Consider the following 25,063-nt stretch of genomic DNA (forward strand, 5'->3'; position numbering starts at 1 on the left):
TCACCACTCGGTTACCTCATATTCTTCCACTACAGCTCCAATTGACTTGTTGCGTTGAATAACCATTTCTTTTTCAAGCCAATCACATAACTGTTCTAATCTTGATCTCTCAAACACGATCGCAATCGGTACGCCAACGGAAAATGCCTGTTCAATTCGAGAAATTAGCTTCATAGCTAATAAGGAATGACCACCTAAATCAAAAAAGCTGTCGGCCATGCTTACCCTGTCTTGCTGCAACAACCCCTGCCAAATTTTCGCAACGCTTTGTTCCAGTTCAGTCACTGGCGCGATGTATCTGGCTTTTACAAAGTTTTCTGCTCCAGGTTGTGGAAGGCGGCTGCGATCCACTTTGCCATTGGTATTCAGCGGAAAAGCCGCCATCTGCACATACGCAGATGGCAACATGTAATCAGGTAAGCTAGCCGATAAATAGGTTTTAATTTCGGATAAATCCAATGGGTTAGCCGCGATAAAATAAGCGATAAGCTGCTTATCACCGGCTTCTGTATCAATAGCAATGACTACGGTTCCGGTTATTCCATCGAACTTACTCAATTGGGCTTCGATATCACCGAGTTCAATTCTGAACCCACGGATCTTGACCAGATGGTCGTTGCGGCCAAAGTAGTTGATTTCACCGTTTTGATGAAAGCTGGCTAAGTCCCCGGTTCGATACACTCGTTTCCCAAGAACCCAATCGCAATCAAGATAACGCTCTGCGGTAAGCTGGGGCTGCTGATAATAGCCTCTTGATAAACAGTCCCCAGCCAAATACAGTTCGCCGATGGCGCCCATCGGGACAGGCTGCAAATACTCATCCAAAATATAACCGGCCACGTTAGGCAATGATCGGCCAATCGTCGGCAAATCAGGCCATGAAGCAGGTTCTCCCTGTAATGTCTTAGACGTTACGACATGAGTCTCTGCCGGGCCATAGTGGTTCACTAACGTACAGTGACGATGTGTCGTGAAAAATTGTCTGATGGCCGCCGTGATTTTGAGCCTTTCAGCGCTCGAAACAATCACCCTTAATTCGAGGAACTGTAGCCCATTGACACCGCTATATTCAGCCAAATTCTGCAATACCACATAAGGTAAGTTCAGAACTTGAAGTTGCGCTTGCTGGATTTGCTTCGCGAGCAGCCGGATATCCAACTGAGTCGATTTATCAATAAGCTGTACTGAACCCCCGGACAACAGCGGCATGAATATGTCTTCAAAACTGAGATCAAAACCGATTGATGAGAATTGTAACCAACGGTTCGGCCCCGCAAGCGCGGGTTCAAGCTGGCTAATACCTTGTAATAAATTGCTCAGCGCCCGCTGTGACATTTCAATCGCCTTAGGCTTACCCGTTGAACCTGAGGTATAGAGCACGTAACCGAGGTCATCCAGAGAGGATTCGATAGCCAAATTACTGATTGGCTGTTTGTCCAGTATCTCTGCTGTGCAAGGGTCATCCAATAACACCATTTTCTGGCGTTTTACCGCAATCCTATCATTCAAGGCGCACGTCGTTACTAAGATCTCATCAGACAGATCACTAAGAATGATGTTTAAGCGTTCTGTCGGTAATGAGGTATCCAGTGGCACATAACCGGCGCCCGTTTTTAAGATGGCGATAACAGTGATGACCATCTCGAAGGAGCGTTCAATGAACATCACGACGGGAGTATTCACTTTCGCCCCACGGTTCAGGAGAGACTGCGCGAGTTGATTGGTTCGCTGATTTAACTCACGGTACGTCATGGTCTCGCCATTAAAATTCAACGCAATCTCATCGGGAGTCGCCTCAACTTGGGTTTCGAATCTATCAATCAGAGTTTGTGAGTTGTCATACGGTAATACCGTTTGATTTAACGAATGCAGCAGGAACGCTCGTTCCTCAGCATCAAGGATGTCGAGTGACAGTGCGGCAACCTGTTCCTGACTTTGTAAAGCAGCAACAAGTTGCCTGCTAGCATTGATGAGATACGCCACCAAGCGTTCAGCATCAAATCGACTGTCAATTTGGGCTGCAACAGAAAAATCATCACCAAAATCGTCAATGGATAGGGTAATCGGGTAATTGGTACGTTCTTTTACATTAACTAACTCAATGCCGGTTTTTTGCCAAAGCTGGTTAAGCTCACTTGTCTCGCCACTCACTTCGGAGTGACGGTAATTCAAGATACTGTCGAATAAACGGCTAGAACCGGCCAATTTGCTACACTGTTCAGCAATCGCAGTCGGTACTTGCTCGAATTGTAGCAAGCTAGCCAGTTTCTGTTGCATTTCCTGCATTAACTGATCAACGCTCAACTGACTCAAATCAACACGCAGTGGCAAGGTATTGACGAATAAACCAACGACTCGCTCAACATGATCAACCCCCTGCAAGCGACCAGATAATACAGTACCGAATATGACATCTTTAGTGCCGCTGGTTTTTGCCAGAACCAATGCCCATGCCATGTGAAAAATAAGCGCAGGGCTTATCCGCCATGCAGAAGAAGACCGACGAATCTGTGCGGATAAATCCGCAGGCAAGCCAACTTGGATTTCAGTGAATAAGTTATTGTCAACCATTCCACTTGTGATCCCAAAGGGCGCCGTGATTTCATCAACCCCAGCCAACTGCTCGGTAAAAAACTGCTGCGCCGCTTTCGTGTCGGTTTGGCTGATAGCATTTAGAACAAACTCCCGATAACTCAACGCTGCCGGCAGTGATTTTTCATCACCTGCCAAGATAGCCAGCAACTCTTCTTGAATAATCTCCAATGACACATGATCACTTATCAGGTGATGCTCCTGCACCATAACATAGCGCTGCTTTTGCTGGCGGTCGATAAACCGGGTTACTCTGACCAACGGTGCCTGGGTAACATCCATCCATTGTTGTGATGGTTCCATAAACTGCGCTAACAGCTGCTGGATATCAACATCATCCCTCAAATCGATGTCAACCACCGGCAATGGTGCCTCTTTGTAGATAACCTGCACCGGTTCATCAATGCCTTTCCAAAAAATTCCGGTTCGCAGCGCATCATGTCGCTGTACTATTTTATCCAATGCTCCAATAAAGCTTTCCATCGCGGTGTTTGACGGAAATGAATACAGCATCGGCGTCACATAAAGGTCAGATTGCTCACACATCATGTGATGGAACAAGATCCCTTCCTGTAATGGCGCCAAAGGATAAATGCCAACAATATTTTGCTCACCTCCCGGCGACTGAGATACGATCAAGGCCCGCTCAGTTTCCGACAGGGAAACTCTACTTTCCAGTGCTTCATGGGCTGTCAACAGCGGTGATTGCTGCTCGGTTGCCTGTAGTGGATCGTAAAGTTGTTTTGCCATATCCCGCAATTTCGGGTATTCAAATAAGGCCCGAATATCCAATCGATAACCCTGCTTTTTAAGATGGGATAGCATCTTCATGCTCAACAACGAGTGTCCACCCAACTCAAAGAAGTTGGCAACAGCACTGATTTGCGCCAATCCAAACAGTGTTCGCCAAATTTCAGCTAGCAGTGTCTCCTGTTCAGTGGCCGGCGCGATATATTCAATTTCCCCCTGAGCAACAAAATCTGGTTTAGGCAGTGCTTTACGATCCACTTTACGGTTGGCGGTAAGCGGTATCTCCTCTAGCACCACAAAAGCGGCGGGGACCATATAGCTCGGTAGTTGCTGACTTAATAGGTGCCGGATCTCAGCAATTTTCTTCTGTCCATCAAGGGTAATATATGCTGCCAGATACTTGTGAGCCGATTCATCCTCTCGAGCAATGACAACCGCATCGCGAATGGTAGGCAGGCTACGCAACCTTGTTTCTATCTCCCCTAACTCAATACGGAATCCACGGATCTTAACCTGATGGTCATCACGCCCGTAATATTGAATATCCCCTGCCAATGAGTAACGTCCCAAGTCGCCAGTTCGATAGAGCTTTGGATAGCGGCTTACAAAAGGATTATCAATAAATCGTTCACGGGTTAATTGCTCTTTGTTGATATAGCCCCGCGCAACACCATCACCCGCGACACAAATTTCACCAACAGCACCAAAAGGCACAAGCTGTTGGTTTTTGTCCAACAAGAAGATCGCCGTATTTTGAATTGGGCGCCCAATACTGAGGGTGTCTCCCTGAAAATCGTAGGCAATGCAAGTATTGACCGTGTATTCAGTTGGCCCATAGGCATTGACTAAACGGGGTAAATGCCCTGGCCGCTGATACCATGCAACCACTTTATCCGGCTTAATCTGCTCGCCTCCGACACTGATTTGGCGAATATGCTCAGGGACCAATACCGTCTCTTCACTGACTACTTCGTGCCAGAACGTGGTTGGCAAATTCACCGCGCTGATCTGGTATTCCCGGCATCTTTGCCAGAAAGTGGCGACATCCATCAACCAATCTTCGCCACGTAAGACTAAAGTACTGCCATTACCAAGGGCGCCAAATATCTCTTCGATAGACATATCAAAACTGAGGGCGGCAAATTGCAGTACCCGATCCTGCTTTGAATAAAGATAGGCATCCGCAAGCCCCACCACCAGATTCATCAATGCCTGATGTTCAATCATCACACCTTTCGGCATGCCCGTAGAACCTGAGGTATAGAGAACATAGGCCAAGTGGGTAGAACACAAACCTAATTCAGTGGCGGGAATATTATCGGTTGAGAGCCCGGCAAACGAGGTTGTCGTCACATCAATGCTAAATGGACTATTTTCAGGCAATAACTTGCTGTTATGGCTATTGGTTATTACCATCAAAGGCTGTGCATCATCAATAATATAAGCAAGCCTTTCTTGCGGATACGCAGGATCAAGAGGCAAATAGGCACTACCCGATTTCAAGATGGCCAGTACCGATACAATCATGTCAATACTTCGTTCAATACATATCGCAATCATTGAATCCGGTTTGGCACCCTGAACAACCAAATAATGTGCCAACTGATTAGCTCTGGCATTAAGCTGTGCATAAGTCAACTGTTGGTCACCAAAGACCAGCGCAATGGCATCCGGCGTTTGCTCTGCAAACACTTCTATCCGCTCATGGATACATTGGCTACGGTCATACTCCACTGCTGTCTGGTTCAAACGATGCAGCAGGTAATCCTGTTCTTCCGGTGGCAACAGATCCAAATTGCCAAGCTTTTCGGATGGAGAAGCCACTATGCTCATCAACAAGGTCGTAAAACGTACCACCAGCCGCTTTATTGTCTCCTCTGCAAACAAATCCGTGTTGTACTCGAAATTAAAAGTCAGACCTTCCTCTGTTTGGCTAGCATCCAGTGTCAATTCATACATTGCATTGCGGGTCTGCTCCGGCCTCGGACACAAACTGACCTCTTCCAATTGCAGCGCCACACTGTCATTCGTATTCATAGAAAACATGATTTGGAACAACGGTGAATAACTGGTGCTACGTTCCGGCTGCAACCGTTCCACTAATAACTCAAACGGGACATTTTGATGCCGCTGGGCAGACAGGTTTACCTCCCGGACCGATCTCAGGTAATCGATAAACGATCGCTCCAGCTCACACTCGCTGCGCAATACCAGCGTATTTATAAAACAGCCTATCAACGGCGTTAATGATGTCTGCAAACGGTTAGCTATCGGGGTTCCCACCACAATATCTCGTTGCCCGCTGTGACGACCGAGCAGTACCGTAAACGCCGCATGCAACACCATAAAAAGAGTGCACCCTTGTGTCAGCGCCAGTTGCTGCAACCCTTTGCTAACCTCATTGTCCAGACTAAATTCATAACTGCGGCCATGACTGGTTTGGTTGGCTGGTCGCACGTAATCCAGAGGCACCCCGTGTACCGGGGGTAAATCCGATAACTGTTGCTGCCAATATTCTAACCCTGCCGCTAACTGAGATGCTCCTTCTGCACTGTGTTGCCAGACCGCATAATCGGCATACTGAATCTCCAGCGCCGGTAACGGGTTAGTTCGGCCTTGACGATAATCCCGGTACAAACTCGTAAATTCCTTAACCAATACCCCCATTGACCAGCCATCAGAAGCGATATGATGCATGTTAAATAACAGCACACCTTGCTCCATCGAGGTGCTGATGTAGTGACAACGCACCATCACATCCTGTGCCAAATCAAATCGGTAGGTCATTTCATGCTGAATGGCCTGTTCAATCCGCGCTTCTTGCTCAGCTTTGCCTATATCACTGATATCCGATTGAGCTATCCCAAACGACCACTCCGGCTTGATAATCTGCCAGGTTCCATTTTCATCGCTGTGGTAAACAGTACGCAGCACTTCGTGCCGATCTATGATGGTTTGCAGAGCCTGATTCGCGGCCGCCAGTTCAAATTGACCGCTTACCGTATAGGTTGACACCATGTTGTAGGCGGTGCTATCACCGCCAAACTGCTCAATAAACCAGATCCGTTGTTGAGCATAAGATTGCGGTAATAAATTTGTCTTGCGTTCAATAATAGGAATCGTCTGATAACGCTTATCCGACGCTGCATAAGGCACTCTTTCTGCCAGTAAAGCCACCGTTGCAGCCTCAAAGATATCTCTTACCTGTAAATGGCATTGACACTGCTCATTAATCTTTGTGATCACCTTAGTCGCAATTAATGAGTGGCCTCCAGCCATAAAAAAGTTGTCATCCCGGCCTATTTGCTCAATACCGAGCATTTCGCACCAAATAGCTGCCAGTGCTTCTTCTGTCTCGCCGATAGGTGGCGTACTGGCTTTAATAGCGATATCACTGTCTTGCGGTGCAGGAAGCGCTTTGCGATCAATCTTGTTATTTAACGTAAGCGGCAATGTTTCGAGCTGAATAATTGCCCTAGGCAACATATAGGCCGGCAATTTCTGTTCAAGATGTTGACGTAGCGCATCAATATCAATTTGTTGCTCGGCGACCACATAACCCGCGAGATACTGTTGTGTTTGCTGATCGTTTAGCGCAACCACAACAGAACGAGTTATTTGTGGAAACAGGTTGATAACCTGTTCAATTTCGCCAAGTTCAATTCGGTGGCCCCGTAATTTCACTTGGTAATCATTTCTGCCCAAATACACAAGTGAACCTTCTGTCGTGTAACGGGCAAGATCACCCGTTTTATAAACCCTGGCGGTTAAACCGTCAGAAAATGTCAAGTTAATGAATCTCTCAGCAGTCAGATCTTCACGTTTGAAATAACCTTCAGCAAGCCCATCACCGCCAATGTATAGCTCTCCCTCCGCCCCAAAAGGCACCGGTTTTAACTGTTCATCAAGTAAATAAATTGTGGTGTTGTTTAACGGTAATCCGATAGTAACAAGTTGCTGTTCAAGCCGTTGTGCGTCCAGTTTCGCAATGGTTGACCAAACCGTGGTTTCCGTCGGCCCGTACATATTCCAGAGCGCGTTGCCTTTGCTCAACAATGCCGTTACTGTCGCTAATGGCAAAGCCTCGCCACCACTGATCATTTTTAACGACGAGCGCCCCTGCCAGCCTGATTCAAGCAACATATTCCAAGTCGTTGGCGTGGCTTGTAACAGCGAAATGTTATGTTGTTCGAGTAGCGCAATCAGCCTGGCAGGATCAGTCACATCCTGCTGCGCCGCCACTACACAAGCGGCACCAGACAACCAAGGCAGATAGAGCTCTAACACGGCAATATCAAAAGAAATAGTCGTGATGGCTAAAATATTGTCCTGTGCCACACACTGCAAGTTATCTTGCATTGAGATCAAGAAGTTATTAACCGCAGAGTGGCTGACCATCACACCTTTGGGCTTGCCCGTAGAACCCGAGGTGTAAATCACGTAGGCCAGAGCAGATGCTGCTAAACCGGTCGACTGTTTAGGAATATTTGTGGTGGGTGATTGGCTAAGATCAAGGTGATCCAGTAAGCAGGTGAGTTCCGCAAAACCGACTAATCGTGATGCACATTCGCGGTTGCTTATAATACATTGTGGCGCCGCATCGCGGAGCATATACCGCACTCTGTCGGCAGGAAAGCTGGGATCAACCGGAACATACGCAGCGCCTGCTTTCATCACTGCCAATAATGCGGTAACCATGTCGATGCCTCTGTGCAACAACACAGCAACTCGTCCACCCGTTGAAACGCCCTGAGCTCTTAATTGATGCGCTAACTGATTAGCGCGGACATTGAGTTGAGCATAAGTCAACTGTTGGTCGCCAAAGATCAGCGCAATGGCATCCGGCGTTCGTTCAGCAAATGCTTCTATCCGCTCATGAATGCATTGGCTACGGTCATACTCTACTGCGGTCTGGTTCAAATTGTGCAGCAGATAATCCTGCTCTTCCGACGGCAACAGCGCCAAATCGCCAAGCTTTTCGGTCGGAGAGGCCACTATGCCCATCAGCAAAGTCGTAAAACGCGCCGCCAGCCGCTTTATTGTCTCCTCTGCAAACAAATTCATGTTGTACTCGAAACTAAAAGTCAGACCTTCCTCTGTTTGCTGGGCCTCTAACGTCAATTCATACATCACATTGCGGGTCTGTTCCGGCCGCGGCTGCAAACTTACCCCTTCCAGTTGCAATTCCACACGGTCATTCGTATTCATAGAAAACATGATTTGGAATAACGGTGAATAACTGGTGCTGCGTTCCGGCTGCAATCTCTCCACTAATAATTCAAATGGGACATTTTGATGCCGCTGGGCAGTCAGGTTTATCTCCCGGACCGAGCCTAGGTAATCGATGAATGATTGTTCGAGATCACACTCGCTGCGCAACACCAGCGTATTCATAAAGCAGCCTATCAACGGCGTTAATGATATCTGCAAACGGTTAGCTACCGGGGTTCCCACCACAATATCCCGTTGCCCGCTGTGACGACCGAGCAGTACCGTAAACGCCGCATGCAATACCATAAAAAGCGTGCAACCCTGCGCCAGCGCCAGTTGCTGCAACCCTCGGCTAACCGCGTTGTTCAGGCTAAATTCATAACTGCCGCCATGACTGGTTTGATTGGTTGGTCGCGCGTAATCCAGAGGCATCCCGTGTACTGGGGGTAAATCCGACAACTGTTGCTGCCAATATGCTAACCCTGCCGCTAACTGAGCTTCTCTCTCCGGGCTGCGCTGCCAGACCGCATAATCGGCATACTGAATCTCCAGCGCCGGTAACGGGTTAGCCCGACCTTGGCGATAAGCCTGATACAAGCTCACAAACTCTTTAACCAATATCCCCATCGACCAACCATCGGAAGCAATATGATGCATGTTAAATAACAGCACGCCCTGCTTCATCGAAGTGCTGATATAGCGACAACGCACCATCACATCCTGAGCCAAATCAAATCGGTAGGTCATTTCATCCTGAATGGCCTGCTCAACCCACGCCTCTTGCCCGGCTTCGCCTATATCATGGATATCTGATTGGGCTATCTCGAATGACCACTCCGGCTTGATAACCTGCCAGGTTCCATTTTCATCGCTGTGGTAAACAGTACGCAGCACTTCGTGTCGATCTATGATGGTTTGCAAGGCCAGATTCGCCGCCGCCAATTCAAATTCACCGCTTACCGTATAGGCTGACACCATGTTGTAGGCGGTACTCCCACCGCCAAACTGCTCGATAAACCAGATCCGTTGCTGTGAAGAACTTAGAGGCAACTCTTGGGTTCGAAAAGCCGGTTCAATCACCATTTCATTGCCAGGGATATCCATTCTGCCTTTATCGAGAAAATCAATCAGCTCAACTTTGTGTGCTTTAATCCTGGCTTTTAGTTCATCGGGGAAATCAGCCCCCTTTAGCTTAAACCCTAACTTACCCTCTTTACTGAATAGCAATACACCCTGCTCATAAGCGTCTTTAACTAATTTAAACATGTCCATCATAACCACCCCTCTTCACCTGCCGTTTCAAGCTCATTTTGGATTTGTCCTTGTAATTGCTGGTTGCAGATTAATTCTGCAAGCTCATGCAAGAGAGGTGTCTGGAAAACCTGCATAGCACCAAGTTCAATGACAAATGCAGCATTGATTTCCGTGACTAATTTGATTGCCAATAATGAGTGACCACCTAGTTCAAAAAAGTTATCGTTACGCGATATTTGTTTGACATTCAGTACCCTTTGCCAAATTGCCGCCAAAGAGATTTCCGTTTCACCAACCGGTTCAATAAAATTATCGCTTTTATCATGCTCTGTATTGGGTTCAGGCAGCCTCTTACGGTCAATCTTGCCATTAGGCGTCAACGGCCATTCTTCAACCACCACCATGACTGACGGTATCATGTAGTCTGGCAAGGATTTGGCTAATGCAGGTTTGATACCCTGAATAAACTGAGCTTGAGCCTGCTGCCATTCCTCTGCACGCTCCCTCTCATTCGTCAGCTTATCCGATACCTGTTTGATATAGGCAACCAGTTGTTTGTCGCCTGTCAAAGTTGTCTTGACCAGCACCAGAGACGAGTTCACTCCGGCCTGCTGATTGAGTTGATATTCAATCTCACCCAACTCTATTCTGAAACCACGGATTTTCACCTGATCATCAATACGACCAACGAACTCCAAATTACCGTCTGACAGGTAGCGCACCAAATCGCCGGTTCTATACAAACGCTCACTACTATTGATATTGGTCAGATCATGCAATGGGTTGGCAACGAAGCGTTCCTTCGTGAGTTCAGGACGATTGAGATAACCACGGGCTAAGCCCGCTCCGCCGACATAAAGCTCCCCCGTAGAGCCGTAAGGCACAAGTTGCTGCTCTTTATCCAAGATATAAGCCTGACTATTGCTAATAATCCTGCCAATAGCCGGTGTGGTGTGCACGGGAGAATCCAATTTCGCCCAAGTAGAATATGTCGTATCCTCTGACGGCCCATATAAGTTATAAACTGTTACACCTTGATTTTTCTTATATATTGCATTGACCAAATTTGCAGATAACGCCTCGCCGGCTAAATTAATAACCCTAGTCCCCCTCGGTATCGCATTTTGTTCAACCAGAGAGTTCATTGCCGAAGGTACTGTATTTATCAGAGTCACCTTGCAGTCAATGCCTTGATGTAGAACCAGAATGTCCTCAACAATACACGCCCGTGTACCTGAAACTAAAGGTAAAAATAGTTCAAATATTGATAAATCAAAGTTCAGAGACGTTGACATGAGAACACAAGCAATGTCCTCCTTGGTATATTGCGAACGAGCCCAACTGAGCATGGCAATGGTATTACTATGCTCAATCATCACCCCTTTAGGTTTACCCGTTGATCCTGAGGTGTAAATTACATAGGCCAGATGACCGGCAGTCAACGCCAATGAATGCTTATCCAGATTAGTAGTAGGATAGTGGCGGTATGCTGTGCTGATTTGACTACTCGCACTGCCAAGATTATCTAATATCACCCGATAACCGTTGAAGTCTGGCAGTACCTGCTCCAAGTGCGACTGGATAAGCACTACCTCAAGCTGTGCATCTTCCAACATGTAACCCAGACGTTCTTGAGGATATCTTGGGTCCAGCGGCACATAAGCTCCCCCCGCCTTGAGGATCGCCAAAATGCCAATTACCATCTCCAGTGAACGCGCCACGCATAAACCTACTAGCGTATCCGGTTCAATAGCGTGGTGTTCCAACAGATAGTGCGCCAACTGGTTGGATTTTTCATTGAGCTGCCTGTAAGTCAATTGGCGATCACCGCACTCCAGCGCAATGTTATCGGGGTTTTCTTCGGCCTGTTGTTCAAACAGCTCATGGATACATTGGTTCTTTGGATATTCTACATAAGTATCATTGAGAGTATGCCGCAGGTACTCGATCTCCACATTTGACAGCATCGGCAAACTGGCAAGCGAAACCCGTGTATCGTCATCGGCCTTCGTCGCTTCGGCCAGCCCTACCAGTAAACGTGACAGGTGATCATTGAGCTGCTCAATATGTTCATGACTGAACAAGCTGGTGTCATAGACCCAGTGCAAATGCAATCTATGCTCACTAATACTCAAGTCAATATTGAGATCAAACTTGGTTTGGATATGGTTCGGAGCTATTGAATTCAGCTTCATTCCCGGCAGGCTGAAGGTAACCTCGCCAACGTCACTAGTCAGTCCATAATCTGTATCGGTCGTCAACATGATTTGGAACAATGGCGTATATGCTGTACTCCTTGTTACTTGTAACTGTTCAACCAGTTGTTCAAACGGCACGTCTTGATTGGCCTGAGCATCCAGATGTACCTGTTTGACATGAGAAAGGTAATCACTAAGCATCGCGTGCCTAGTATCCACTCGTAATATCAAGGTGTTGACAAAGAAGCCAATAAGCGTTTCCAGCTCTGCCTGCAAACGGTTCGCCACCGGCGTACCTATCACAATGTCATGGCTGTTGCTGTGACGAGATAGTAATAATGCCAATGCAGCATGGAACAGCATGAACGGAGTCAGTTGATGTTGTTTGGCCAAACTGACAAGTGCCTGCGTCGTCTCCTCCGGCAATGAGCCTGTCACCACGGCACCTTGATGTTGTCTTACCTTAGGCCTCGGTCTATCCAGCGGTAAACCGTGTACTGGTGATATCTCATCCAACTGCCGCTTCCAATAGCTGATCTGCGACGCTAAATACTCACTTTGCAACCTGTCACGTTGCCAAACTGCAAAATCAGCATATTGAATATCAAGTTCCTTTATTTCGACATTATTCCCATTGCGTAAAGCATCATAATAAGCAATAAACTCATGGGTAAGAATATCTTCAGACCAGCCGTCAGACGCAATATGATGAGCATTAAATAGCAATACGCCATTATTGACTTGACGTTGAATAAAGGTAGCTCGAATCATTAAATCGCGGCTTAGATCAAAAATTTGTTTAGCGTCTTTTTCCATTAATTCAGCTACATGCTGACTTTGTTGCTCCTTAGGCATACAGGTTAAATCAATATAATTAAGCGTCAGGTTTCTCCCAAATAAAATTTTCTGGAACGGTTTGCCATCTTTCTTAATGTAGACCGTACGTAATATTTCATGACGCTCGATGATTTGATTAAGTGCGAGTTCAGCTACGCCAACATCAAATTCGCCCTCAACAGCAAATGCAATCGGCATATTGTATTCCGCACTACTTTGATCAATTTGGCTAAGAATCCACAAGCGTTCTTGCGCAAATGACAGAGGCAGTAACTCACCGGTTCGTGGCTGTTTGGAAATCGAATCCACTGTCGTCACCGCCCGCTGTTCAAGCATAACCGCAAGCTCGGCAAGCGTTGGATGATCAAAAATAGCTTTAACGGCAATTTCCCGTCCAAGTTCTGCACGTATTTTTGAAATGACCCGAATAACCAATAAAGAGTGGCCGCCGAGGTAGAAAAAGTTGTCGTTTCGACCAACCCGGTTAACATTGAGTACTGATTGCCAAATACCGGCTAATGCTCGCTCGATCTTGTTGGCAGGTTCAACCCACTCAACGTGATGATTGACTAAACAAGGCTTCGGCAATGCATGACGATTAATTTTATCCGCCGCATTCAATGGCATCTTATCCAGAATTTCGTAGTAGCCGGGGATCATATAATCCGGTAAGTGATGACTTAATCCCTGCTTAATGTTGTTAATAATCTGCTCGATCTGAGCAACATTTGCAGTTAATACTAGATAAGCGACCAAGCAATTCTCACCCGCTCTGTCTTTATGAACGAGTACCACTGCTTCCGCCACTTGGGGTAACTTCACCAAAGCCGACTCAATTTCCCCCAGTTCAACACGAAAACCACGAACTTTTACCTGATTATCAATCCGCCCAACGAGTTCCAGATTGCCTTTAGCGTCCCAATAACCTAAATCGCCGGTGCGATAAAGCCGGGTCCCATGCCCGTTCATGGTGTGGAAGGGATTATCTTTAAAACTTTCTGCCGTTTTTTCAGGTTTATTCCAATAACCTTTGCCCACACCAACACCGGACACACATAATTCGCCAATAACATTAGTCGGCAGAATTTGCATATGTTGATCCAGAACATACATGGTCAGGTTTGGCAACGGCTTGCCTATAGGAATATTTTTAACCCGCTCTTCTAGTGGTTTGTCAATAATAAAATAGGTAATATCGTCCGATGCTTCGCTAGGCCCGTAACCATTCATCACCGGAATCTCAGGGTAATATTGCAACCAGCGATTAACCAAAGGCACAGGACAAGGTTCAGCAATAATCATTAACCATTTCAGATCCGGCAATGGCGTTGCTGCCTCACCCTGACTAAGCAAGTGTTCTAATAATATTTTCAACACGGACGGCGCGGTTTGAATCAGATGAATTTGTTCGTCTTGCAACACACGAACATATTCAGGCAAATCCATCGCATCAGGCAGGATGATTGTTTTGCCGCCACTTAACAAAGGCGCCAGAAATTGCCACACAGATACATCGGAAGAAGAAGCTGCACTTTGTAGAAAGTTACGTGATAATAGTTGGTTATGACGCCCCATAAAACCAAGAACATCAAATTCGGCATCAATATGATTCAAAGCCCCGGCATGGTGCACCAACGCACCTTTAGGTTTACCAGTAGAACCGGAAGTATAAATCATATAAGCCAGATCATCAGGATAACACTCAACCTCCGGGTTAGTATTTGGGTAATGACCCAATGAAGGCCAGTCCACATCCAACCGAAAACGTTTCTGATTATTGAAAGTTAACCCATTTAAATGGCTTTGAGTTAAAACCACATTAACCCCAGAGTCAGCCAACATATACGACAAACGCTCAGGTGGATTAGTCGGGTCCAAAGGAACGTAAGCAGCGCCAGCTTTCATAATGCCAAGTATGGCAATGACAAACTCAATGGAACGTTCGGCATAGATAGCAACAATATGATTGCGTACCACTCCTTGTTCTATCAAGTAGTGAGCCAGTTGATTAGCGCGCTGATTAAGTTCAGCATAAGTGATGCGATGTGTATCACATACAGCAGCAATGGCCGCAGGTGTTTTTGCTACCTGATGTTCAAAGCGTTGATGAATCGCCACTGTTTTATCATAAGCAACTACAGGGCTATTGAATTCGTTAATAATCCGCTGTTGTTCGCTGATAGGCGTTATAGATAATGTCAGTAATGGTGTTTGCGGAGCTTGACCAAACGCATGAATAATAGCCTCCAATGCTGTTCTCATATAAGTCAGAACATTATCCGCCCCGACTTGTGATTCAACATGAACTTGCATTATGAAATCATTATCGAGTTGCTCAACGCCCATTTCTAACGGATAGTTGGTGTACTCTTTAGTGCCTATCATTTCAAAATGATGGCTTTGGTTGGCAACAGCTAATTCACTTTTATGACTGAAATTCAACAAACTGGTAAACAAGGGCGTACCGCCAGGCAAAGCACTGTAACGTAATGCCTCGGAAAGCGGAAAATGCTCATAGTCGGCTAATTCAATTAGCTCATCATGAATCTGCCTTAATGCTTCGCTTACCGACAAATCCGCCAAATTGATGCGTATAGGCAACAAATTGATCAACATGCCCAGAATACGATCACTACCATGAATAGCTTGCTGTCGTCCTGACATCATGGAGCCAAAAACAATATCGGATTTACCGCTGCATTTGGCAACCACCAACGCCCAAGCCAAATAAAAAATATTCGCAGCGCTGATGCAGTGTTGAATAGACAGGCCAATAATCTGTTGCGCTAAACGCGGACCGACCCATTCTCTGGCAGTCTCTATTTTCAATCCGTCGTTATAAACATCTAATAACCCGAAAGGCGCGGTGGTTTCAGTAACATCAGACAGTTTAGCTTTAAAGTAATCAACACCGCTATTGGATTGATTAGCGCTTAACGAATAAGCAACAAACTCACGATATTGAACCGGGGTAGGCAATAATACATTTGGATCTTCAAGCAAAGCGTGCATTTCTGCAATTTGCAATAAGACAGAAATATGATCACTTAATAAATGATGTTGCTTTAATAGTAGAAAACACGCATCGGTCTTCGTATCTTTGGCCGCAATCGCTTGCATCATAGGCGCACGATCCAGCTTCATATGGTGGTGTTCAATAGCAGATAATTCCGCCAACGTTTCCAATGCTGAGAAACTTGGAGCAACAGCTTGCCATTGTAAAGGAACAGCAGCGGTTCGATGAACAACCTGAACTGGCGTGGTTAAATCATGCCAATGAATAGAGGTGCGGAAAATATCATGACGTGCCACTATCTTATCAAGCGTATGTAGAAATGCTGTCAGCTTTTGCTCATGAGTAAACTTTATCAGAATGGGAATGATATAAGTATCATGCTGTTCATTCATTCGATGGTGAAAGAAAATACCTTCCTGCAACGGTGATAATGGGTAAATATCTTGTATGTTACTGGCGCCGCCCTCAACTTGTTGGCAAATAACCGCGATCTCTTTTTCATTCAAAATCACCATATCCAACATATCAGACGTGATATGTTCAACATGCTCTGCAAGCTTGTTAACCGCCACCTCTTGGTGGGTTAACGTTTCCTCATCCTTACGGACACAAGATAAATGTAATGCCAGTTCCGCCAGCGTGTTAGTTCGGTAAATCGCGCGCATAGGCAATTCATAACCACGTTGAACCAACTCTGCTCGCATTGACATAATTAATAAAGAGTGACCGCCCAAGGCAAAAAAGTTGTCATGGCGACTGACTTTATTTAAAGCTAATAACGACTGCCACAGTTGTGCTAATACCCGCTCAGCTTCGCCTTCAGGGGCAACAAATTCCTGCTGACTATAATCTTGTTTTTGTGGTAGCGGCAATTGCTTAAAGTCTAATTTGCCGTTTTGTGTCAGGGGTAATTTTTCTAACTGCACAACGGCAACAGGCAACATGTAATCAGCCAATTTGTTCTTCATCGCCAGACGAATGGCATTAATATTGATGGTTCCTTCAGCAACAACGTAAGCAATTAATTGCAGTCGATCATCAGAGCCAAGCTGTCGAGGATAGACAACCGCTTCATGAATGCCGGGATAATCCATTAATTGATTGCTGATTTCTTCCGGCTCAATACGAAAACCGTTTATTTTTACTTGGTTATCATTGCGCCCAATAAATTCTAAATTACCATCGGGTAACTGACGTACGATATCTCCCGTGCGGTAAAGTCGCCCCGAACCAAAAGGATTAACCACAAAATACTTCACGCTATCTTGTTCACGGTTAAGATAGCCACGTGTTACACCTGTTCCACCAATATATAATTCCCCCTGAAACCCTAAGGGGACACTTTTTAAGTTCGTATCTAATATATAAAGCTGGGTGCCATAATTAGCTTTACCAATGGGGATCATCGCCGTGACATCAGCCAAGGATGTCATGCAGTAAGCAGACGCGGTTACGGTTGTTTCGGTCGGGCCGTATGTGTTGATAAGTTCGATAGCGGGACCACGCTCGAACCATTCGCGAGCACTAACGGATTTAACCATTTCGCCGCCTAAGATCACTAAACGTAGTGAAGAATCAATAGGTTGACGACTGTAATTCACCAGTTGATGCCAAAAAGCGGTAGGTAAACTGGTCACCGAAATTTCATGGTGTCGGCAAAATGCCCAAAATGCATCAAAATCGTAGTGAATATCATCAGCTCGTAACACCAGAGTGCCGCCGTTGCATAAGGAGCCGAAACATTCTTCCACGGAAATATCGAAGCTGACCGAAGAAAACTGCAAAAACTTATCATGTTCAGTCAGTCTATAAAACTCTGTAATGTGTGCAACAAAATGACTCAACTGTTTATGTTCAACCATCACCCCTTTGGGCTGCCCCGTTGTGCCGGAGGTATAAATCACATAAGCCAGATGTTCCAACTGTAAACCAATATTGCTTGCAGATATGTCTGCCACAGAACGCAAAGCCAAATGTTCGTTAAGCTGAGCATCATCCAGCAATAGTGTTGTGATCTCGCATGCTGCGAATCGATACGCAATGGAAGACACTGTTATGCAAACAACAGGTTCAGCATCGGTCAGCATAAACTGCAAACGACCATCGGGATAATCAGGGTCCATAGGGACATAAGCAGCTCCGGCTTTCAGCGTCGCCAACATCGCCACGACCATCTCGCTCGAACGCGGCAAGCAAATAGCAACACGGCTATCAGGCCGAACCCCCTGCTCAATTAAATAGTTAGCTAACTGATTGGCTTTATCGTTCAATGCGGCGTAAGACATTTGTCGTTCGCCATCCACGATAGCAATGGCATCAGGATGCCGTTTTGCATATTGCTCAATTTGCTCATGCACTAATGTGATGGTCGGACAGACAGGTTTTTCTCCTGGCACAGCCGATTGACTAAGATGCCATAACGCCTGTTCAACGTCTTTACTCACCAGATCAAGTGAAGTTAATAACGCTTCAGGCTGTGCAACCATTTGTTCAACCAAAGTCATAATGCTTTGCAATAAATGTTCAGCCTGATGTGACGAGAAATAATCATGACGATAATCTAGTTGAAGCTGAGTGCTTTGCTTGTCACCGTAATCACATAATATAACGGTGAGAGGAATATCTTCACGTCCATGGCTAAGGTAATGAGTCTCCGTATCCAAGCCACTAGCACTGAAATCAAAATCAATTTGTTGATAGTTAAAAACAATATCAAAAAGACGTTCACGACCTTGAGCACGTAAAGACAAATCCTTATATAAGGCACTCGAAGGATAAGAGCGATAACGATAGCCACTTTTTATAGTACGTGCTGTCATTACCACTGATTCAGCCACCGACATCTGCTCATTTTGCACGCACATTACCGGTAGCATCGATATAAACGAACCAACCATATTGCGTTGAGCTGATGTAGTACGATTATGTAAAGGCGTCCCGATAAGGACCCCATCACTTTGGTTGATACGGTTTACCAGAGAAGCAATAGCTGTAATAAAAAGTGGCGATATGGGTAAATTGCACTGACTCGCCTTCGTTAAAAATGACTGATATCTATCAGGTTTGATAAAGTGTACAAGCCTGCTGTTTTTTCTTGAATCAGCAGTTCCAAAGCCTTCTTTCCTACATTGGAAAGGCACATCCGGCAAGTGGTGGAGCAACTCTTTCCAGTATTTAGCTGCTTTGGCGAGTTGCTGACTATAATTCTCAGGTAACGGTTGTGCCGCAAGATCGAGAAACCGTACTCCCGTGTTTTCTTTAGGCGTATTTCCCAGTTCCAATTGCTGGTAGGCGTCGAAAATACTTCGAAACCAGTTAGCATAACCGACACCATCAATGATGATGTGGTGAGAAATAAAGTATAGCCAGAAACGATTTGCAGCCAACTGAATTAAGCCGACTCGATAAAGCACATCCTGTGCTAATCTAAATGGCTCAGAGAATATCCGTTCAACAATAGCCAAAGCTTTATATTCCGCCTCTTCTTCACCCGAAAGATCTAAATGAGACAACTCAAAGTGATGGTCTTGAACAATATGAGCAAACTCAACTGTACCTTTTAGCGTATCCGAATCAACATGATGCGGCATTGAGTACTTATCAACTATTGAGCATCGAAGTACAGCGTGTTCTTGGATAGTGTGTTTTATGGCGCATTCGAGATTCTTTATATTAATAGATTGTTTAATCTCAACATAACCGCCTATATTGAACGCTGAGGTATCCTCTCTATTTATATGATCAAGATAAATTTCCTTTTGCTGTTGATTTAGTGGAATAACAAGCTGTTCAACTTTATCTAGAAACATACTATAATCCCTTTGAAAGATGTTATTTTTAGTTTTTATTATTTACAAGCTCATTAAAGTCATCTCCTAACAATAATTTCAGCCAGCATTTCCTCATATTCATCATAATAGCCCACTTCCACAAAACCAAAACGTTGATAAAATGATTTATGGCGTTCGCTAGTTTCGTCATAACAGACAGTAATCCTGTGACAATCAGGCTGCTGTTTCATTTCATCCAGTAATAACTGCATCGCCGCTCCGCCAATACCTTGGTTTTGGTAAGACTTATCAATCATCATTCGATACAGATTATATTCGTTGGGTTTGCCTTCATTAACGCAGCGTTCATACATTGCAAAACCCACCACCTCCTCGTCGTAGCAGATCACTCTTGCTCTGCAATATTCATTAAAATGTGATTCGACAATTGACTCTGAATTTGGTGCGACGAAAACTTCCTGTCCAGGTTCAACTTCAAGAGACATTACATCCTCATAGTTGTCTTTATCGACATCAATCAAAGATACTTTCATAATTAACCTACTCGCTTTCTAAGAAATATAATTAAGATACGGACGGTACTTCTCGAAAAAATTTTCGCGCTTCATTAATCCCAAAAGTCCACATAAACTTAGCCAATTGTAATACAAATTTTCACTCGGCATTTTTTCTTTAATGCTCTTAAAACTGACAAGGGCCGAAGATCGAGTATGAAAATCGATATTAAAAGAAATACTATCAGTCAACGTTCTTACATGATGAAGCATACCCGCTGGCATGATTAATATATCGCCTTGATGCACCTCAATCGTGGATTTGTTTATCTCACCCACATGCTGAATTTCAGGATTATACTCAAACCAGCGCCACCCTCGACGAGAACAGGCATCTCTTTTTTCCCAAGGAATAAAAGAGAATCTTTTACTTCCCTTTATCTGAAAAAATAGATTGTTCGTTCTTAATGTATCAAAATGCAGTGGCGTTATAGCGCCAGCTGGAGACATAAAAAATTGAACAAATTTCCACCATTCATTGCGATAAAGCTCTGGCAAAATAGTTAGAGGAAAATCACCAACATCATCAAGTAACTGCTGAGCTTGTAAAAAGATAGGAATGTCATGACAATAGGGAATATCGTTACCCATCTCCCCTTTTTTATATGCATTCAGAATTTCTAAATAACGATACATTTTGGTTTGCTCAGAACGCACGCCATTTGCATCAAAAAATTTGATCACAACGTCAATTTGAGGACATTTATCTTGAAAGTATTTAGCATCCCATTGTCTTATCGCAAGCCAGTCTTGCAATAATCCTCGGTAAACAATTACGTATCCCCGAGCAAGTGTCTGATGAAATTCAAGCTGATTAAACTTAGTAAGTTCTACTACACGGCTCATAATTCTACACTCCTAGCTAATAATTGCTGCTAACCGGTAACCTTTGAACTTTACTTTCGACGTTATCACTGTTCCTCGCTTTTAAACTGGCGAGAGCCTGTTCTATAATCTTCAATCCTTTTACAAGTGTCTCTTCATCAATAGTCAAAGCAGGCATCAATTTCAACACTTCATCATTGGGGCCGCACAACTCCACAATCAAACCATTTTCAAAACAATGCTTCACCAAATACTGTGTTAATGAGGAATCAATCATTTCTATACCTTGCATGAATCCAATCCCTTTAACTCGCAGTACAAGTTCATGATACTCTTTAGCTAAAGCGTTCAAGTGCGTTCGAATTAATTCAGCCTTATACTGAATTATTTTCTGAAAAGAACTGTCGCCCCAATATTCATTTAACATCGCTTTTGAAGCAACAAATGCTAAGTTATTACCTCGAAATGTGCCGTTGTCTTCTGCCGGTTTCCACACATCGATATCGGGAGAAATAAGCAGTAAAGACATAGGCAGCCCAATACCGCCAATAGATTTAGAAAGACAAACGAGATCAGGTTTAATATTTGCGCGCTCAAAACTAAAGAATGTTCCGGTACGACCACAGCCAGATTGAATGTCATCAACGATTAGTAGAATGTTGAACTCTTCGGTCAATTCTCTCAACGCTCTCAACCATTCAACAGAAGCAACATTTAATCCGCCTTCTCCTTGTACAGTCTCAAGAATTACCGCTGCGGGAAGATCAACCCCTGAACTAGAATCGGTAAGTAGCTTTCTAAAATATCCTATATAATTAAATTCTCCATCGATATAACCATCAAATGGTAAGCGCGTAATCTGAGAATATAACCCAGGTTGGCGATGATGTTGACTACCTGTTAAACTGAGCGACACCCCTGTCATACCGTGAAAGGCGTTGGTAAAACAAACAATATTTTCTCTTTTTGTATACTTTCTTGCTAATTTTACCGCAGATTCAATGACGCTCGTACCCGTAGGGCTGGTAAATTGTAAACGATATTCAAGCTGTCTTGGTTGCAAAATTTTATCAACAAATGTCGATATAAACTCCATTTTTGCTTCTGAGTACAAATCAAGCCCCATAATAATACCATCATCTTGAATATACTTAAAAATTTGTTGTTTTATGATTGTATTATTATGTCCATAGTTCAGTGCGCCAGCGCCACATAAAAAATCAATGTAACTGTTACCATCTATATCGATTAAGGTAGAACCTATACCACTTCTAAATACTACGGGAAATCTACGGCAATATGAACGAGCTTTAGACTCATAATTATTAAATATTTCTTCTATTTCCATAATAACTCCACAGTAATTCAGATAAAAGCCAAATTGATTTAAGTCGGAGTAATCTGTTTATATTGAGACAATCATAAAATAATAACTAAAAAAGTTATTTCTGTTGTAACTTTCTCATTATAATCTTTAGCTTAAAACCTATCAAAGTAATCGGGTATTTTCCTATTTTTCGACCATACATACAGCCCTAAATCCTCTACCGATAAATACAGGTTTGAAGCGCATTTCATCATATCACTATTTTATTCCCTAATCTATTTTTCTAAAAAATAGCCATCTCTGCTATCTATAATTGTTGCCTTTTATAATAGGTATGGATAGACTTGTATTCACATAATGGTTTTGCAAACATAGAACTCCGCATATTTCTAATATCTTTTTTATTCCATAATGCCATTTTTAAATCTACCGCGGTTATAACCCCATTCAAATTATAGCCAATTAGCTTCGTGCTACTTAATTCTCTACTTCGATATATGTTGGAAAATAATAGCCAGCCAACTTATGCGAAGGCAAAAGTAAAACACATCTTGAAATAATTTTTTATATTTAAAGTACAAAGGGAACATTAACATAGGCTGAACATTAACACAAACAAAACACTAATAAAAGCCAAACACTAATCAAAAAAAAACGAATATATTAGAAAGAAACCCTCGGAGTTAATTACAAGAGTTATAGTTGTGCTCAACAAACGAAATCATCAGATATTCAAATGCCACTTTCCTCTTTAGAAAATCAACAAGGAAAAATAAAAGTGCCGCAATATCATGACAAGCTATTTACTGAAACAGCTTCTCGAATGACATCCAGTGCAGTAGGATTTTCAATTAGGGCAAGATCACCGGGTTCACGCCCTTCACAGATTGCCTGCATGGTTCGACGCAACATTTTTCCTGAACGTGTTTTGGGAAGCTGAGAGACAAAATAGACTCGTGCCGGGCGGCCTACGCTACCAATTTGTTTATTTACCAAATCCATCAAAACCTTTTCCAAAATAGCAAAATGCTCGGCATTCTGGATCTCCTTTCCATCTTTGAGAACAGCAAAGGCTACCGCGACTTGCCCTTTGATAGCATCCTTAATGCCAATCACAGCTACTTCGGCAACATCTTCATGGCTGGCAATACACTCTTCTATCTCCCGCGTTCCCAGACGGTGCCCAGCAACATTAATCACATCATCCGAACGCCCCAAAATAAAATAATAGCCGTCGCTATCACGGATACCCCAATCGAATGTGGAATAAACAGCATGCTCAAAGTATCGCCAATAGGTATTGATAAAACGTGTATCATCACCATAGATAGTTTGAATACAACCCGGAGGTAAAGGTCCTTCAATAACGAGCATACCTTTTTCATTATCACCACACGCTTTGCCAGTCAGTTCATTAATGAGCTTGACATGAAAGCCATACATCGGAAAGCCTGGACTGCCAAATCGACTCGGCCTGTCATCCAAGGCACGAGCGATAGCCATAATCGGCCAACCTGTTTCAGTCTGCCAGTAATTATCAATAACAGGGACGTTGATAGCCTCAGAAATCCAGCGGGCAGTATGCTCATCTAGCGGTTCTCCCGCCAAATACAATGTCTTAAGTGATGAAATATCGTATTTACCAATACATTCAATTGGATATTTTTTCAGTACACGTATAGCTGTAGGTGCAGAAAACATCCGTGTTACTTGATATTTCTCCACTATTTTCCACCAAATGCCCGCATCTGGCCGTATCGGCAGCCCCTCATACATAATCGTCGCCATTCCTGCAATTAAAGGAGCATAAACAATATAAGAATGCCCGACGATCCAACCAATATCTGAGGTGCTAAAAAATACCTCACCCGCTTTACCACCAAAAATGATATCCATAGATGTTGCCAGTGCGACAGCATAACCGCCAACATCACGCTGCACGCCCTTTGGCGTGCCCGTCGTACCGGAAGTATAGAGCACACAGGAGGTTTCATTTGATTCAAGCTAGGTTACGGGAATGTCAGCATCAAAGTACTCCTGCCGCAATGTCGCGAAATCGATATCTCTCCCCGGTACCCAAACCATTTCCGCCAGCCCGCGGTTAACCATCAACACATGACGGGGTTTGTGGTTCGCCAGTTCGATAGCTTCATCCAACAATGGCTTGTAAGGAATGACTTTGCCACCACGCGATCCCCCATCAGCAGATACCACCAACACCGGTTCAGCATTATCCAACCGTGTGGCAAGGCTCTGAGAAGCAAAACCACCAAAGACAACAGAGTGAACGGCACCAATACGGGCACAAGCGAGCAAAACAAACAACGCTTCAGCAATCATCGGCATATAAACCAAAACTCTGTCGCCTTTTTTAACGCCCAGAGAGAGCATCATGGCAGCCGCTCGATTCACTTCCTGATGTAATTCCCTGAAAGTAAATACTTTCTCACTATGAGTTTCTGTTGAGATAGTGATGAGCGCCTTAGCATCAGGCTGGCTTTCCAGCCAGCGATCCAACGCGTTGTAGCATAGGTTGGTTTTTCCCCCGCAAAACCAACCAGCAAAAGGAGGATTGCTATAGTCCAGCACTTGCTCAAAAGGATGTTGCCAGAAAATACGTTGCGCCTGCTCAGCCCAGAAAGCGTTGGGATCATCAATGGACTGCTGATAAAAAGCGTTGAATGACATAATCTCTCCTATGTGCTGCC

Annotated in this window: 5 protein-coding genes and 1 pseudogene; all 6 read right to left on the reverse strand. The window is 44.3% G+C overall.

From position 1 onward, the window contains the following. A complete protein-coding gene (locus AACQ83_RS05085) occupies window positions 1–9,828 on the reverse strand; it encodes a non-ribosomal peptide synthetase (RefSeq protein WP_240000697.1) in 9,828 nt (3,275 codons plus the stop codon). Further along, a complete protein-coding gene (locus AACQ83_RS05090) occupies window positions 9,825–19,667 on the reverse strand; it encodes a non-ribosomal peptide synthetase (RefSeq protein ID WP_112876701.1) in 9,843 nt (3,280 codons plus the stop codon). The genes AACQ83_RS05085 and AACQ83_RS05090 overlap by 4 nt, the downstream gene beginning before the upstream one ends. 59 nt (window positions 19,668–19,726) lie before the next feature. Next, window positions 19,727–20,182: a GNAT family N-acetyltransferase gene (locus tag AACQ83_RS05095; protein WP_112876702.1), complete on the reverse strand. Its 456-nt coding sequence runs from the start codon at window positions 20,180–20,182 to the stop codon at window positions 19,727–19,729. A gap of 18 nt (window positions 20,183–20,200) precedes the next feature. Further along, window positions 20,201–21,049 (reverse strand): cupin-like domain-containing protein, encoded by an 849-nt coding sequence (locus tag AACQ83_RS05100; protein WP_112876703.1) that lies wholly within the window; start codon window positions 21,047–21,049, stop codon window positions 20,201–20,203. A 16-nt stretch (window positions 21,050–21,065) separates the two neighbouring features. Then, entirely contained in the window at window positions 21,066–22,376 is a 1,311-nt protein-coding gene (gene ectB, locus AACQ83_RS05105) for a diaminobutyrate--2-oxoglutarate transaminase (RefSeq protein ID WP_192880989.1), read from the reverse strand. 768 nt (window positions 22,377–23,144) lie between these two features. Beyond that, window positions 23,145–25,043: pseudogene (locus tag AACQ83_RS05110) on the reverse strand (propionate--CoA ligase). Window positions 25,044–25,063 lie beyond the last annotated feature (20 nt).

It is taken from the genome of Photorhabdus sp. S10-54 (assembly GCF_963878145.1).
Classification (GTDB): Bacteria; Pseudomonadota; Gammaproteobacteria; order Enterobacterales; family Enterobacteriaceae; genus Photorhabdus; species Photorhabdus kayaii.

What these genes read in the sequence shown, in the direction of transcription:
- AACQ83_RS05100 (WP_112876703.1), bottom strand. Translation starts at nt 21,049, where the DNA reads ATGAGCCGTGTAGTAGAACTTACTAAGTTTAATCAGCTTGAATTTCAT.
- AACQ83_RS05090 (WP_112876701.1), bottom strand. Translation starts at nt 19,667, where the DNA reads ATGTTTCTAGATAAAGTTGAACAGCTTGTTATTCCACTAAATCAACAG.
- ectB (WP_192880989.1), bottom strand. Translation starts at nt 22,376, where the DNA reads ATGGAAATAGAAGAAATATTTAATAATTATGAGTCTAAAGCTCGTTCA.
- AACQ83_RS05085 (WP_240000697.1), bottom strand. Translation starts at nt 9,828, where the DNA reads ATGATGGACATGTTTAAATTAGTTAAAGACGCTTATGAGCAGGGTGTA.
- AACQ83_RS05095 (WP_112876702.1), bottom strand. Translation starts at nt 20,182, where the DNA reads ATGAAAGTATCTTTGATTGATGTCGATAAAGACAACTATGAGGATGTA.